Consider the following 14,905-nt stretch of genomic DNA (forward strand, 5'->3'; position numbering starts at 1 on the left):
CTAGTGCTCTTTCTTGATCACGAAGAAGGAGCCGCGGATGGTTCCGGCCAGCTTCGACTTCTGCCGGGCGAACTTGAACGACCCGAGCTCGGCCGGAACCTCCATCCCGTCGGACAGCTTGAATCCGACCGCCCGCTTCCCGCCGTCGTCGAGCGTGTACATCACGTTGATCGACAGGCCGCTCTCGTAGAAGACGTACGCCATCCGGATGTTCTCGACCTGGAACCCGGTCGCTTCCAGCGGGCGGGAGGCGATGACGAGCCCGCGCTCCTCCTCGAGGATCCGGCTCACCCAGTCGACGGTCGCCGCGGCATCGCTCGCGGGCTCGACCGTGAAGACGTGGTCGTACTTGTTCTTGAAGTACCGGGCCTCGTTCGCCCGCAGGCCGGCCAGTGCCGCCGCCACCGGCGACGACTCCAGGCCGACCGTCGACACCGTCTCGAAGTCCACGACATAGGACATGACGACTTCCTCCACATATGCGCCCGCTTGTACGTGACGTTACAAGCCCGCACCCCGACCCGCGGAGCGATCCAGAATTGCCGATACCGCTCCGGTCGCGCCTTCCGGGTCCAGCCCGCACGAATTGAAGGAAGAGATTTGCCGGATCGAGCCTTGGCCGCTTCCAGCTCGGTCACCGCAATGGCACGAAACCAGGAGCAACCGCTTGGCAAGCCTGTCTATCGTATCGCGCATCATGATCTATCGATTCCGTTCGCAGCTCTCCTGGACCGTCTCGGCCTTCGCCGCCACGGCTGCCGTGCTCACGCTGAGCACGCCCGCGCAGGCGGCCACCACCGGGACCGCATCGGTGACCAGTGCCACCCGGGTGGCCTTCACCGCAGGTTCCGGCAACGCCAACGCGATCACGGTGACCCGCTCCGGCCGGGTCGTCGTCATCGACGACAAGGTGACCATCAAGCCCGGCAAGGGCTGCAAGCGGGTCGGCAGCGACAAGACCCGCGTGCAGTGCACGACCACGTCGAACCCGGCGCTCGTCACCGTCAGCACCGGTGACAGGAACGACGTCATCACCAACAAGACCGGCATCCCGATGAACGCCTACGGCGGCAGCGGCAACGACAGCATCGTCGGCGGCAGCGCCCGCGACGCCGTGCTCAACGGCGGCGCCGGCGACGACAAGGTCTACGGCGGGGCCGGCAACGACGACCTCTACGGCGGCACCGGGAACGACAAGCTCTACGGGCAGGCCGGCGCCGACGAGCTCGACGGCCAGGCCGGCGCCGACTACCTGGGCGGTGGCGCCGGCAGCGACCACGCCATCTACTGGAACCGCACCAGGTCCGTGACCGCCAACCTCGACGGCAAGGCCAACGACGGCGAGAAGGGCGAGAAGGACACCATCGCCACCGACGTCGAGAACATCTGGGGTGGCTCCGGCAACGACATCCTCACCGGCAACGCCGGGGCCAACATGATCGAGGGCCACGGTGGCAAGGACGTCATCCGCGGCGGTGCGGGCAACGACTCACTCTCCGCGTGGGGCAACCTGGGCAACACGATCTACGGCGACGCCGGCAGCGATTTCATCCACTCCGGCAGCGGCAACGACCTCGTGTACGGCGGCGACGGCAAAGACTTCGTGTACGGCGAGTCCGGCAACGACACGGTCTACGCCGGTCCCGGCGACGACTGGGTCGAAGGTGAGCTCGGCAACGACCTGATCTACGCCGGCGACGGCAACGACTGGCTGATCGGCGGCGACGGCAACGACCGGCTCTTCGGCGAGGCCGGGGACGACAACCTCCGCGGCACCGGCAGCTCCATCGACGGCGAGTCCGACACCGAGACCAACACACTCGACGGCGGCACCCAGGTCGGCGAGTACGGCGACAGCTGCTACGCCGGCGCCGCCAGCACGAAGATCAACTGCGAGTAGGCAAAAGGGGCGCCCCCTTCACAGGGGCGCCCCTTTCCAAAAAACGTGACTCAACGGATCAGCGGCGGTAGGTCCGCTTGGTCGTCAGCCTGCTGTTGCCCGCCCGGTCGTAGACGCGGAGCTGGACGGTGAACGACTTGCCGTACTTCTTCGGGTCGATGGTGAAGCCCCAGCCTGCGCGGTAGTCGACGGCGACCTTCTTACCGTTGATCAGCAGCTCGACGCGACCGATGCCGTTCTTGTCACTCGCGTTGACTGTGACCCCGAACGTCCTGGTCAGCTTCGCGTTGTTCGCCGGAGCGCTCTTGAGCGACGCCGCCGGAGCGGTGTTGTCGACGATCACGGTCCGCTTGAACTGTGCGACGTTGCCGAGCCGGTCGGCGACCTCCCAGGTGATCGTCTTCGTGCCGTCCTTGCCGGACGTGACCTTCGCCGACGACCGTGAGCCCGGGACATACACCGGCGACAGGATCGTGCTGTACGCCTTGCCGTGCGGGTCACCGACCGTGACGGAGGTGACGAACGAGGTGCCCCGGATCAGCGTGTTCTGCGCCGGCGCGACGACCGTCGCCGAAACGGTCTTGTCGATGTTCACCGTGAAGGACTTCGACGCGGCGTGGCCCGCGGCATCCCAGACGCGGAGTTCCACCTGAGCGGTCGGGGCGTTGATGGTGTGCACGTCCCAGCGGAAAAGCCGCTCGGTCGAGGCCAAGACCCCATTGACCCACCATTCGGTACGAGCGATCGGCGACTCGTCGCTGGCGCTGTACTCCAGGTACGCCATGGAGCCGACCCAGCCCGTGCCGGTGTCCACCCGGTTCGGCAGGTACTGGCTGACGGTGTCCACGTGGTCGATGACCGGCGGCTCGTCGTCGACGATGTAGTCGGTGCTCACGTGCCAGACGTTCTCCACCCGGTCCACGGCCAGGAACGCGGGCGGCGTCGCGTCGTTCGTCGCGTCCCAGGTGTAGGTCCAGGGCCCTGCGGTGAGCGTGGTGATGAGCGCATCGGTCTTGCTGTCGAGGACCCTCACCTCCTTCACGTCGGCCGGCACGTCGTTGAGCGTGACGGTCACCGTGCCGGAGCGCAGCGACGACTTGGGAGCCGGCGACACCGAGAACCGGGGGAACTCCCGGTCCACGTGCACCGGGACGCTGACCGGCTCGCTGATGTTGCCGGCCGCGTCGTACGCCTTGATGGTGAGCACGTTGTCGGCTTCGGTGTTGTAGCCCACCTGCTGGGTCACCTTGCACAGCCAGCGGTCCGACGAGGTCTGCGGCGTGCAGGTGGAGAGTGTGGTGGCGGGCGCGCCCGTGACCTCCACCTTGGTGACCTTGTTGTTGTCCGTCACCCGCGGCTGGAAGGAGGCCACGTAGGGAAGCGCCTGGTTCGCGACGAGGCCGGCGTCCTCGATCGCCGGCTTCGTCTCGTCGACCGACGCGTCGACGGTCAGCGGCGCCCTGTTGTTCGACTTGTCGATGTCGCCGAAGAAGCGATCGCACGCGCAGTCCGGATTCACGTCGACCGACCCCGCGGCACCCGGGACGGACTTGTCGATCCGCAAGGCGAGTTTCCAGGTCTTGGCCTCGCCCACCTTGAACACGTAGGCGGTGTGGCACACGGCCTGCGTCGAGGTCACCTTGAAGCACCCGGGCGCGCTGACGATGGAAGTCCCGGCCGGGGGCTCGATGATGACCACGGCGGCCGGGTTGCCGATCCGGCTGAGGTCCAGCGTCGCCGGGCCGCTGTTGCGCACGCCGACCTCGGCCTCCACCACGTCACCGACCCAGCCGATGGCCGTGCCGCCGACGGCGGCCAGGTCAACGCCGTTGTCGCCGGTCACGGTAAGGGTGAGCCGCTGCCAGCCGTCGTCCACGCCCTCGCCGATCCGGTCACCCTCCTGCAACCGCAGGGCGGGACCGGTACCAGGGGTCCCCGCACTGGCATGCGTGGAAGCCGGCTGCCAGTTGAAGAAGCTGTCGTGGGATTTCGGTGCGCGCGAGTCCTCGCGAACCCGGAACGGCACGACGAGCCGGTACGACTTACCCGGCTCCAAGGTCTGATCGAAGACGCACGCGCGCACCAGACCGCCGTCGTACTCACAGTTCGAGAACTGCTCCAGGTCCTCGAAGGCCCAGACGGTGTCGAAGGTGACGGCGGCGCCGTCGACAGCGGTGTCACTGGTGTTGGTCACCGAGAGCGTGACATCGAAACGTTCGCCCAGCGCGGCGGTGAGCTGCTGCGGAGCGCCGGCGATCAGGGCCGGGGTGTCTGCTGCGTAGGCCGGGGCGCTCAGGCCGGTGACCGACAACGCGGTCGCGGTCAGCCCGCCGAGGGCCCAGCGAAGAATGGAATGGTGGAGCAAAGGGGTCCTCCCCCACAGGAAGATCTATCGCGCGACATATTAGAGATCCCCGAGCTGAACCGGCGTCTCGTTCGGATCACGTCGTGATCTTGACCATTCGACGTCGCCCAGCCCGATGGCATGAACCCCGCGTGAGGGGCTTCACCAGGACAAAGCAAGGCCGGCGCACGACGGAGCCGGGCCAGCCTCGCTCTGCTCGTCTACCTGGTCACTACTTGAAGATGTGCTCGCATCCGACCGTGGTGTCGGCTGCCGTGGGGTAGCAGTAGTCGCCGTTGGCGCCATTGGTGCCGGCGTCTAGCAGGTCCTTGCGGTTGTAGCCCCAGTCGTCGCCGGAGAGGGCATCGTCGCCGCTTCCGCCGTACACCTTGTCGATGCCGTCGTCGCCGGCGAGGTTGTCGTTACCGCCGAAGCCGTAGATGACGTCGTTGCCGCCCATGCCTTGGATGACGTCGTCGCGTCCGGTGCCATAGATGTGGTCGTCGTGCAGGCTGCCCCAGAGCACCTCGATGTCGGCGGCGAGGGTGTCATGCTCGCCCTTGACGCCGTCGTCGCCCTTGACGCCGTCCGCGTCGATCGTGACGCCCTTGTCGTAGAAGGCGTAGTCGCCGTAGTCGGTGCCGGCGCCTCCGGAGAAGTAGTCGGCGTCGGCCTTCTCCTGCTTGTAGGGGTAGAAAATCTGGAAGTGATCGTCCCCGGCGCCCCCGTAGAACCGGTCGTTGCCGGGCTCGGCCCAGAAGACGTCATTTCCGTTGTCGCCGTAGACGATGTCGTTGCCGAAGCCGTCGGAGATCTTGTCGTTACCGTCGCCGCCGTAGACCCGGTCGTTGTCGTAGCTGGAGTCGATGGTGTCGCTGCCGCCCAGGCCCCAGATCGTGTCGGCTCCCCGATCTCCGCGCAGGACGTCGCCGCGGGAACCGCCGGTGATCCGGTCGTTGCCGGTGCCGCCGTCGGCGGTCATGGCCAGGTCGGACGTGTTGACGATCGAGTCGTTACGGTCGTACGTGTAGATCCCGACCCGGGTCGGCGTCTTCGTCGTGGTGCAGCGAACCTTGGACGAGTCGACCTTCTTGCATCCCTTGCCGGGCTTGACCGCGACCACGTCATCGATCGTGATGGTCTTGCCGGAGCGAGTGACGACGACCTTGTTCTGCTTACTACTCGCCGCCTTGTAGATCACTTTGGTGCCGTCGACGGACGCGACGCCGACGGAGGCCGCCTGCGCCGGCGCGGCCAACGCGCCGACCGAGATGGTGGTGAGCAGCGTCAATCCGACTCGGGACAGCCACAGGGACCGGGACACGATGATTCCTCCCACCGCGCATGCATGTTCATCAGCGCGTGGACGGCAGCATAGAACGCTACGGCAACGTTCCGCCGCCCGATAACCATCGGCGCCGAGTCGCGCCCGCATCGTCGTTACGCACTAGTCACGACGAACGTCTCTATATAGGCTGCCATCGCAGCGACCATGGGGGATGTCTTGACTCACACGCTCCGGCACACCGGAATCATCACCGCGGCCGCGCTGGCCGCCTCATTCTTCACCGCTTCACCCGCCTTCGCCGCCGGCGCGGTGCCGAAGGTCTACGCGCGCACCGCGCAGCACTGGGTCGGGGGCGTCACGCCGGTGACCTTCTTTCCGGGGCAGGGCGAGGATCTGTCCGCCATCACCAGCCTGACGCTGTTCGCTGACGGCAAGGCGGTCGGGAAGGACACCGCCGCGCCCTGGGGCATCGACTGGGACACCGCGGGCTTCGACGGCCTGGTGCAGCTGAGCACTCGTGCCACCACAGCGAACGGCGCACTGACGACGGACGGCTACCAGGTCTTCGTCGACAACAAGGCGCCGACCGGGTTGAGCGTCCGCTTCCCGCGCAAGGACGGTTACATCGGCCAGGGCGGCGAGCTCGCCGTGGACGCGGAGGACAACGTCTACGTCATCGGCTCCGAGCTACTCGTCGGCGACCAGGTGGTCTCGTCGAAGGACCTCACCGGTGGCGGCAACCTCGACCTGCCCTGGAACATCACGCTGCCCAACGGCAAAACCACCATGACCGTCCGGGTACGCGACCAGGCCGGCAACGTGACGGCGCTGACCAGGACGGTCACCGTCGACAACGACCGCCCGGTGATCACCGGAACCACCACTGCGGGCAGCGCGGTCCGGGGCCCCTTCAAGGTTTCCCTCGGCGGTTACCAGGACGCCAGCCCGTTCATCACCTTCGAGGCATCCCTGGACACCCCGACGCACCTGCGCTCGTACGCCCAGGAGAGCTCCCGCACGGTCACCATCGACAGCCGCGAGGTGCCGGACGGTAAGTACACGCTCGGCTGGCACGCCTGGGACGCGGCCGGCAACGAGGGAATCATCAAACGGTCCCTGATCGTGGACAACCAGGCCCCCACCGTGTCGATCACCAAGGCGCCGGCGAACGGCGCCAAGGTCAGGAACAAGTTCGCGATCACCGCCAAGGCGAGCGACACGTACGGGATCGCCAAGGTGCAGCTGCTGGTCAACGGCAAGCTGGTGGCGACCGACTACCGGGCCGGCTACGCGCTGGCGGTGAACCCGATGAAGTACGGCAAGACGTTCACCGTCCGGATCCGCGCCTACGACAAGGCCGGCAACGTCCGCTACACCTCAGCCCGGACCTACAAGCGCTGACGGTCGTCAACAGAACCGTCCGGTCCTATGATCTTGGCCGCCCCGCACCGCTCCGCCTTGCGGCACAGGGATCTCTCACGAGCTTCGGAGTTTCTCGCGTTCCAGATGCTGGTCAACGGCAATCTCGTCGCGACCGATTACCGGGCGGGCAATGTGACCGCCAGCGGCAAGCTCACCTACCGCCGCTGATCCGCACCCGCGATCGCTGAACGTCGAAGGCCGGTCGGCCACGGGCACAGCCCGAACCGACCGGCCTTCGGCGTCAGTTCATCGAGATGCGGGTTCGCGGGCTGGACGTCGCGGACCCCTACGGTGCCACCATCTCCTACGAGGTGGGCAGCCGTCTCACTGACGAGGTGACCAGTCCAGGCCCGTCAGCGGTCGAACCGTATGGTCTGAAGACCGGAGCGGCCGCTCTGATCGGCCGCGACCAGGCCGTTCTCGTCCACCCGCATCTCGCCGTCCGGGCCCTTGAGGTTGATCTGGCCGGAGTCGCCGGCCGGGATGACCTCCCAGGTCTGGGCGGCGTCGCCGTCGCGGCACGGTTGCAGGGCCAGCGGCACCCCGGCGGTGTCGGTCACGCACCAGCCCGGCCGGGCCACCGGCACGATGATCACCCGGTTCGGCGCGGCGACCGCCGCCGGAACCAGCGACATCTCGGTGGTGGCGTCGCGGACCGTGCCGGTGAAGTCGACCACGTCGTTCGCGCCGACGGCCAGCCACAGGTCGATGCCGTCGTCGGCCACGTCGATCAGGACCCCGGACTCCAGGTCGACACCGATCTGCCGGAGCTTGGTGACGTTCGAGGTCACCGTGTTGGTCCGCGACGGGGCGACGGACGGCCGCGACGCCGACGCCGACGGGGTCGATGTCGCGACCGGCGGGAGCGGGCGGTCGGGTTCCTGTCCTCGGGTGATGATGGCACCGATACCGGCTGCGGTGATCAGGACAGCGGCGAAGGCGGCACCGGTCGCCCGGTTCCGCCTGCGGCGGTCACCGCGGCGGCGGATCTCCTCGGAGGGCGCCAGGCCGGCGGTGCGCTGGAGGTGTTCGGCGTACGAGTCCAGGCCCTGCTGGATGCGATCGTCAGACATCGCGGTGCTCCCGGCCCGTTTCGAGGGTGTCGCTGTCGGTCAGGTGGGCGGCCAGCGCCCGACGGCCCCGGGCCAGCCAGGTGGTGACTGTCCCGGCCGGGATGCCGGTCTCCTGGTGGATCTCGGCCACACTGAGACCGGCGATGTGGTGCAGGACGATCACCCGGCGCTGGTCGGCGGGGATCTTACGTAGTGCCGCGACGATCGCGACGTGGTCCGGGTTGAGGGCTTCGATGCTCTGATCGGTCGTGTCGCGCCGGTGCGCCTGGAGCCGGTTGATGGCCTTTCGCCAGGCGCTGACGGCGTGACGGTAGGCGACCTGGCGTACCCAGGCTTCCGGGTTCTCGTATCTGCTGATCCGGTGCCACCGGTTCCAGGCGCGCAGGTATGCCTCGGAGACGGCGTCCTCGGCCTCGGCCCGGCTGTCCACCATCATGGCGACCTGGGCGAGGACACGACGCGAGGACATCGCGTAGAACGTGTCGAAGTCCTCGGTGTCGCGCAAGAATCGCTCCGGCTCAGTTGGCGTAGAGGATGGTCTGCAGGCCGGTGCGGCCTTCACCACTGGTCGTGATCTTGCCGTTGTTGACGCGGATCACACCGTACATCCCGTGAAGTTCGAATTGGCCGGAGTCACCGGCCGGGACGATCCTGAAGACCTGCTGCTTCCGCCCAGTCTGGCAACTCTCCAGCTTCAACGGCGCGCCCTTGGTATCCGCGACGCAGTAGCCCGAGCCCAGGTCCTCGTTGTAGAACGGCGGCTTGATAAGCACCCGGTTCTTGCCCGTTACCGGCGCGGCCGCGAGGAACATCATCGTGTCGTCGGTCCGCGACGTCCCGGTGAAGTCCACGCCGTTCTTCCCGACCTCCAGCCACCGGTCCTGTCCGTCGTCCGCGACATCGATCAGCACACTCTTCCCGACGTCGATCCCGAGCTTCTTGAGCTCACCAAGGTCCGAGGTCGGCACCTTGGCGACCGCCGGCTTCGCGGCGGCCTTCGGAGCCGCGGAGGCAGCGGCCGGCCCCACCGGCACCGGCGCCGATTCCCCGCCCGCGACCGGGACGTTGTCAGCGCAGGCCGAGAGGGTGACGGCACTCAGAACCGCGACGGCTCCGAAGACGAGGGAACGCATAGGGGTGCTCCTAACGAGGGCATGTCCGGCAATCACCATGGACACGCCCGCGACGAACCCCTGATTTCACGATCGAGATAACGAAGAGATAACTCGGGGAGCAACAGCGTCAGCGAGCTCTGGATCGGACGTCCACTGTCTACGGTCCGTACCGATGCCGCACCTTCCCCTCGTCGCCCCTGACCGCCTTCCGGCCGGAACCGCTCGCGCCCGTTTACGGCGTGACGGGACCGTACCGTTGTGACTAAGATGCGATTCGTCTTTATGGATCTGTGGTTCGGGGGCCATCGGTGCGCGTTGTCTCTTTCAGCCTGACTGCCGTGATGCTGGCCGTTCTCGGGGCGCCGCCGGCTGCTCGGGCCGCCGACACCACGGTGCGCCTCGACGTGGGCCTGGCCGCTGGCGCCGATGCGGCCGCTGTCGTCGATCGCCTTACCCGTCCACTGGTGGACTGGGATCCGGTCACCGGGCTCGACGCGATCACCGTCGACGTCGCCGCGTCCGAGCGCGACACCGTCCTGGCGCAACTTGCGGCTGATGCCGGTGTCCGCTACGCCGAACCGGGCTCGACCGTGCATGCCGATTCCCCGTCCGTCTCTATTCCGCAGTACGCCACCAACGACCCGTTCCTCTATGACCGCAACGGGCCCAACTATCGCTGGCTCGAGATGTCTCAGATTCCCCAGGCCTGGACGTGGACCCTGGGCAGCTCGTCGGTGACCGTGGCCGTGGTCGACACCGGAGTGAGCGGCAACCCCGACCTCGGACCGAACCGGCTGGCGGCGGGCTGGGACTTCGTCGACGGTGACGCCGACGCTTCCGACGATGACGATCACGGCACTCAGGTGGCGAACCTGATCGCTGGTGAACGCAACAACAGCGTCGGCGGTGCCGGGATCTGTCCGCAGTGCCGGATCCTTCCGGTCCGGGTTCTCGGCCACCGTGACGGACGCTCGGCCGAGGGCACCTCGGCGGATGTCGCCGCCGGCATCGTCTGGGCGGCCGACCACGGCGCGGACATCATCAACCTGTCGCTGAGCACCTCGACTCACAGCCGGCTGCTGGCCGAGGCCGTCGAGCACGCCGACAGCCGCGGCGCACTGGTCGTCGGATCCGCAGGGCAGACCGCGACGAGCGCCCGGCAGTTCCCGGCCGGCTTCGACCGGGTGCTGGCCGTCGGATCGATCAACGAGTACGGCGCCCCGTCGATCGGCTCCAACCGCAACTCGGCGACCGATCAGTGGATCGATGTGCTGGCCCCGGACCGGACCTGGGTCCTCGGCCGTGACGGCACTCGCCAGCTGGCCGGGGGCACGTCGGCGGCGACCGCGATCGTCTCCGGCACGGCGGCACTGGCACTCGCGGTCCGGCCGGAGGCGACCGCCGATCAGGTGCGCACGGCGATCGTCGGCTCGGCCCAGTCCGGCATCAGTCATGTCCCGGTCGAGCCGTACGACGCTCGGATCCTCAACGCGGCACGGCTGGTGCACAACTTCGGCGGCCTGCCGGACGGCGAAGATCCCCAGGTCACCGGCGTGGGCCTGGTCGACGGCCAGATGATCGGTGGGGACCCGGACATCGTGCGGTCGGTCGGCGTCGCCGACGACCACGGCATCGCCCGCCTGGAACTCGTGGTCGGCGGCAAGGTCGTCGATTCCACCCTCGCCGCCGGCTGGGCGGAAGACCTGGTGCTCGACCCGCCCGCCGGCTTCGACGGAGACCTGCCGATAACCGTCCGCGCCGTCGACTACGCGGGCCGCCGGGGCGAGAAGACGGTGACCGTACGCGTTGACAGCACCGGCCCCGCCGGAACCATCACCTCACCGCGCGAAGGCGAACACGTCGGCGCACGCTCCAAGGTCGTTTTTACCGCGGACGGCGACGACGTTGCCTACGCCATGGTCAGCGGCTACCCGATGACGCGGATCGCCGGAACAAACCAGTGGAGCGCTTACGCCACGCCTGAGCCCCTCGACGCTACGACGGTGGGCTTCGTCCTCCAAGCCGTCGATCGGCTGGGCAACCCCACCACGCTGCGACGCGTCGTGATCAGTGACGACTCCGGGCCCACCGCCACCTCCGTCAGCCCGGCCGCGAACACCCAGGTCCGGGGCACCTTCACCAGCACGATCAACGGTGTAAAGGACGGCGCCGGCGTCGCCAAGGCCGAACTCTGGGCTGGCAGCACCTACATCGGCCGGGACACCACCGCGCCGTACTCGCTGCAGGTGCCCACCCGCACCGCGAACGGCAACCTGGTCCTGACCTGGAACCTGACCGACAAGCTGGGCAACATGAGCACCTATCGGCGGACCGTCGTCGCCGACAACAAGGCGCCCACCGTCGCGTTCAGCAAGGCACCCGCCAACGGCGCCAAGCTCACCAAGACCACGACCATCACCGCGACCGCGAGCGACAGCAACGGCATCGCCCGCGTCCAACTCCTGGTCAACGGCAAGCAGGTCGCCAACGACGCCCGCGCCCCGTACACCTTCACCCTCGACCCGAAGAAGTACGGCAAGACCTTCACCGTGCAACTACGGTCCTACGACCGCGCCGGCAACATCCGATACACCAGCAAACGCACCTACCACCGCTGACCACAATGGAGCGGACCGGCCCTGTGCAGGGCCGGTCCGCTCCATTTCTGTAGACGACAACCGTCGCCTGCCGTGACTGAACAGCGGTTGCTCGCTCAGAAGCAAAGCCGGTATGTACCGGAGAACCGATAACACCACCGGGAATCACCCTGACCCGAAACGGCGCCGCGAAAGCGGTTCTACGTGGGGAGACCGAGTCAGCAGCCGCACGGCTGGCGGCTTGGCCTCGACCCGAATTCGGTACGGGTCACGGGCTGACCGCCACGCACGGTGAGGATCTCCGCCAGCGCCCAGCACATACCGGTGAACCCAAGCATCACAGCGACAGCGGCGGCGAAACGGGCAGGCAGCACGTCGGCACCGGCGGAGAAGCGCATCCCGGCGGCGACAGCAAGCACCGAGGCGAGCGCGGCCACCCGCCGTACGGCGGGGCGGACAGGGACGGATCTTAACAAGGCAGACTCCCGGACAGCGGCAATGATGGACGGGCCTCGGGCAGCCTGCCAGACATCGAACTGTCCCGGCAGCGACCTGCTCGCTGATCTCGCAGACCGTCCGGTTCGCCCGGTTCGGTCAGACGGCCTGCCGGTTCAACCGTTCGGGCACAAGCTGCCCGGCGGCGCGAGCGATGCCTCTTTTCGTACGTTCGAAAAGAAAGGCCGCCCCGCCGGAAACCGGTGGGACGGCCGTTCTTCGTCTCCGTCAGCGGATCCCTCCCGGCACCGGGCCGGGCCAGTACTGCTCGGAGTACTCGCAGTTCGCCGTGACGTCGGCCTCGCTCGCGTAGCAGTTGTCCCCCTTCTCGGTGGCGTTGTCGCCGCCGTCCAGGTGGTCCGTCTCCGTGCTGAGGCCGCCGCCGGTGTCCAGCCAGTCGTCGCCGGCCTCGCCGGACAGCGTGTCGTTGCCGTCGTCGCCGGAGAGCAGGTCGTTGCCGGCGCCACCGCGGAGCACGTCGTCGCCGCTCTCGCCGAACAGCCGGTTGGCGGACGCGTTACCGGTCAGGTGGTCCGAGCCCTGGCCACCGACGACCATCTCGACGTCCGAGCCGACCGTGTCGTGCTCGCCGGACTGGCCGTCATCCCGGGACACGCCGTCCAGGTCGACGGTGATCGGCCGGGTGTAGCCGAAGTAGTCGACGGTGTCCTGGCCGGCGCCCCCGAGCAGGACGTCCGCGACGGCGCTCGCCGAGTCGTAGTCGCCCACCAGCGTGTCGTTGCCATCGCCACCCTCGAGCCGGTCCTGGCCGTATCCGCCGTCGAGGTGGTCGTTGCCACCCAAGCCGCGCAGGGTGTCGTTGCCGGGGCCGCCGGTAAGCATGTCGTACCCGGCGTGGCCGGTCAGCCGGTCGTTGCCGTCGCCGCCCTCGAGCCCCTCGAGGTCGGCCAGCAGCGTGTCGTGCTCGCCCGCCTGCCCGTCGTCGCCCTTGGCACCGTCCAGATCTGCGGTGATCGCCCGGGTTCGGCCCTGGTAATAGACGAAGTCGACGCCACTACCCCCGCTGACCAGGTCGGCGCCGCTGGTGGCGTACGGAATGGGGTACTGATGGAGCCGGTCCTCGCCGGCCCCGCCGTACTCGCTGTCGTCCCCCGGCCCGCCGTCGATCGCGTCCTGGCCGGCCTCGCCGTAAAGGCGGTCGTTGCCGTAGGAGCCGTCAAGGGAGTCGTCGCCGGCCCCGCCGTGCAGTCGGTCGGCACCGAGCTCTCCGTAGAGATGATCGTTACCCGCGCCGGCCTCGATCTGATCGTTGCCGTCGCCGCCGGTCAGTGAGTCGGCGCGCGGACCGCCGTAGAGCTTGTCGTTGCCGTCACCGCCACTCGCGGAGAGCGGCAGGTCAGACTTGTTGACCACGGAGTCGTTCTTGGCGCCCAGCGAGACGCTGACCCGGGTCGGTGTCTTGCCGGTCGTGCAGCGGACCTTCGACGTGTCGACCTTCTTGCAACCCTTGCCAGGCTTGACGGCGACCACGTCGTCGATCGTGATGGTTCGCCCGGAGCGGGTGATCACAACGTTGTTCGTCTTGTTGGAGCCTGCCGTGAACACCACCTTGGTGCCACTGACCGACGCGACGCCGGTAGTGGCCGCTTGCGCTGGCGCGGCGAGCACGCCGACCGCGGCAGTGGAGGTGAGGAGGGCCAGACCGGCCCTGGAGAGCCAAAGTGAGCGGGACATCGAGAAACTCCCCCGAATCAGAAACTGACCAGGATCGTAGATGTCTTTCACGGTTTGGACGATCCCGTTTCGTCGTCCCTGGCATCGGCGGCATGTGAGTGAGGCGCCTTCCATGGAACAGCAGATCCCAGCTGCCAGTTAGCGGGTTCCGCATGGCTGCCGCGAGGCATCAGCTATCTGGCGCCGTATCGTGCCTGCATGCTGGGTTCCGTCCCTCGTCTTCGCCGCCTAACCTGCCCGCCATGATGATCAGCTTTTGCGCGTACTGAATGGGTTCCTGCGATTACCACTCGAACTGACCTTTTCATTCCGGTCAATATGGTGACGGTCCTGGATATTCCGCCACTAGCCGTCACCAATGCGTCATCCGACCCGGAATGGGGCGATGTGCCGATCGGCCAGGGAACCTATCGGCGCAGCCCGTCCCAGCGGCTGCCCCTGGATCCGCGAACCGCCAAGGCCATCCGACGCTACCGCCGCCTCGTGCCATGGGCTCTACCTGTCAACCTCACCGCACTGGTCGTTTTCTGCATCGCGATCTACAGAGACGACCTGCCGCTTGCCATCCAGTTGGCCGGGATCGGGATGTATATGACCACGACGCTCGGGTGGCACCGCGTGGTCGCCGGGCTGCCCCCGCAGCGACCGAGGCGCCTTCGATCCGGCGACCTGCGCATCCCGGAAGTCCCGATCGAAGTCGCGGAGCAATGGATCGCACGAAATCCCGGCGTGACTGCTACCGACGAGCCGATGCCTCACCCACACTCCCGCCGGTACTACGCCCGCTGGTCGATCGGCCTGGTGACGGCGGCGATCGTCCTGGTCGTGGTACTGGCGAACGACGGCCGTGAAGATCTCATCCTGTTCTGGCAGTTGGCGTCGGTGTTGTTCGTCGCTGGGCTTGTGATGGCGCTGAGAACGCTGCCGCCGGTCCACGGCAAACCGAAATACACATTGCTCGGCTGACCCGGTCACA

Annotated in this window: 13 protein-coding genes; 5 read left to right on the plus strand and 8 right to left on the minus strand. The window is 67.6% G+C overall.

Translation table 11 applies throughout. The features are described 5' to 3' along the window. Positions 1 to 462: a phage tail protein gene (locus CHC09_RS22355; protein ID WP_089295124.1), complete on the minus strand. Its 462-nt coding sequence runs from the start codon at positions 460 to 462 to the stop codon at positions 1 to 3. A gap of 235 nt (positions 463 to 697) precedes the next feature. On the opposite strand from CHC09_RS22355, the gene CHC09_RS22360 reads away from it, so the two are divergent. Continuing rightward, positions 698 to 1,900, plus strand: coding sequence for a calcium-binding protein (locus CHC09_RS22360; protein WP_089295125.1), 1,203 nt, complete (start codon positions 698 to 700; stop codon positions 1,898 to 1,900). Positions 1,901 to 1,958: 58 nt separating this feature from the next. Here CHC09_RS22360 and CHC09_RS22365 read toward each other — a convergent pair whose 3' ends face one another. Beyond that, the gene (locus CHC09_RS22365; protein WP_089295126.1) at positions 1,959 to 4,265 is read right to left on the minus strand and encodes an Ig-like domain-containing protein; all 2,307 of its coding nucleotides are present in this window, start codon (positions 4,263 to 4,265) and stop codon (positions 1,959 to 1,961) included. Between the two features lie 211 nt (positions 4,266 to 4,476). Beyond that, positions 4,477 to 5,568 carry a calcium-binding protein gene (locus CHC09_RS22370; RefSeq protein WP_089295127.1) on the minus strand — a complete coding sequence of 364 codons (1,092 nt, stop codon included), beginning with the start codon at positions 5,566 to 5,568 and terminating at the stop codon, positions 4,477 to 4,479. 180 nt (positions 5,569 to 5,748) lie between these two features. Here CHC09_RS22370 and CHC09_RS22375 point away from each other — a divergent pair, with 180 nt between their 5' ends. Beyond that, on the plus strand, positions 5,749 to 6,933 hold the full coding sequence (locus tag CHC09_RS22375; protein WP_143232464.1) for an Ig-like domain-containing protein: 1,185 nt from the start codon (positions 5,749 to 5,751) through the stop codon (positions 6,931 to 6,933). Between the two features lie 27 nt (positions 6,934 to 6,960). After that, positions 6,961 to 7,122, plus strand: coding sequence for a hypothetical protein (locus CHC09_RS46450; protein ID WP_179277225.1), 162 nt, complete (start codon positions 6,961 to 6,963; stop codon positions 7,120 to 7,122). A gap of 185 nt (positions 7,123 to 7,307) precedes the next feature. Here CHC09_RS46450 and CHC09_RS22380 read toward each other — a convergent pair whose 3' ends face one another. From CHC09_RS22380 to CHC09_RS22390, 3 genes are read right to left on the minus strand one after another with little or no spacing between them, the layout of a single operon-like run. After that, positions 7,308 to 8,027, minus strand: a complete 720-nt coding sequence (locus CHC09_RS22380) for a hypothetical protein (RefSeq protein WP_089295129.1) — start codon at positions 8,025 to 8,027, stop codon at positions 7,308 to 7,310. Continuing rightward, positions 8,020 to 8,532 (minus strand): SigE family RNA polymerase sigma factor, encoded by a 513-nt coding sequence (locus CHC09_RS22385; RefSeq protein ID WP_089295130.1) that lies wholly within the window; start codon positions 8,530 to 8,532, stop codon positions 8,020 to 8,022. The genes CHC09_RS22380 and CHC09_RS22385 overlap by 8 nt, the downstream gene beginning before the upstream one ends. 13 nt (positions 8,533 to 8,545) lie before the next feature. Beyond that, the gene (locus CHC09_RS22390; RefSeq protein ID WP_089295131.1) at positions 8,546 to 9,160 is read right to left on the minus strand and encodes a hypothetical protein; all 615 of its coding nucleotides are present in this window, start codon (positions 9,158 to 9,160) and stop codon (positions 8,546 to 8,548) included. A gap of 323 nt (positions 9,161 to 9,483) precedes the next feature. Here CHC09_RS22390 and CHC09_RS22395 point away from each other — a divergent pair, with 323 nt between their 5' ends. Further along, entirely contained in the window at positions 9,484 to 11,760 is a 2,277-nt protein-coding gene (locus tag CHC09_RS22395; protein WP_089295132.1) for a S8 family serine peptidase, read from the plus strand. A gap of 197 nt (positions 11,761 to 11,957) precedes the next feature. Here CHC09_RS22395 and CHC09_RS22400 read toward each other — a convergent pair whose 3' ends face one another. Further along, entirely contained in the window at positions 11,958 to 12,176 is a 219-nt protein-coding gene (locus tag CHC09_RS22400; protein WP_089295133.1) for a hypothetical protein, read from the minus strand. Between the two features lie 286 nt (positions 12,177 to 12,462). Further along, positions 12,463 to 13,929 carry a calcium-binding protein gene (locus CHC09_RS22405; protein WP_179277226.1) on the minus strand — a complete coding sequence of 489 codons (1,467 nt, stop codon included), beginning with the start codon at positions 13,927 to 13,929 and terminating at the stop codon, positions 12,463 to 12,465. Between the two features lie 318 nt (positions 13,930 to 14,247). Here CHC09_RS22405 and CHC09_RS22410 point away from each other — a divergent pair, with 318 nt between their 5' ends. After that, the gene (locus tag CHC09_RS22410) at positions 14,248 to 14,895 is read left to right on the plus strand and encodes a hypothetical protein (RefSeq protein ID WP_143232466.1); all 648 of its coding nucleotides are present in this window, start codon (positions 14,248 to 14,250) and stop codon (positions 14,893 to 14,895) included. Positions 14,896 to 14,905: the final 10 nt, after the last annotated feature.

This window comes from Actinoplanes regularis (genome assembly GCF_900188005.1).
GTDB lineage: Bacteria > Actinomycetota > Actinomycetes > Mycobacteriales > Micromonosporaceae > Actinoplanes > Actinoplanes regularis.

Bases quoted from the DNA above. Each gene is read 5' to 3' on its own strand.
- CHC09_RS22355 (WP_089295124.1), bottom strand. From the start codon at position 462: ATGTCCTATGTCGTGGACTTCGAGACGGTGTCGACGGTCGGCCTGGAG.
- CHC09_RS22360 (WP_089295125.1), top strand. From the start codon at position 698: ATGATCTATCGATTCCGTTCGCAGCTCTCCTGGACCGTCTCGGCCTTC.
- CHC09_RS46450 (WP_179277225.1), top strand. From the start codon at position 6,961: ATGATCTTGGCCGCCCCGCACCGCTCCGCCTTGCGGCACAGGGATCTC.
- CHC09_RS22380 (WP_089295129.1), bottom strand. From the start codon at position 8,027: ATGTCTGACGATCGCATCCAGCAGGGCCTGGACTCGTACGCCGAACAC.
- CHC09_RS22390 (WP_089295131.1), bottom strand. From the start codon at position 9,160: ATGCGTTCCCTCGTCTTCGGAGCCGTCGCGGTTCTGAGTGCCGTCACC.
- CHC09_RS22395 (WP_089295132.1), top strand. From the start codon at position 9,484: ATGCTGGCCGTTCTCGGGGCGCCGCCGGCTGCTCGGGCCGCCGACACC.
- CHC09_RS22405 (WP_179277226.1), bottom strand. From the start codon at position 13,929: ATGTCCCGCTCACTTTGGCTCTCCAGGGCCGGTCTGGCCCTCCTCACC.
- CHC09_RS22410 (WP_143232466.1), top strand. From the start codon at position 14,248: ATGGTGACGGTCCTGGATATTCCGCCACTAGCCGTCACCAATGCGTCA.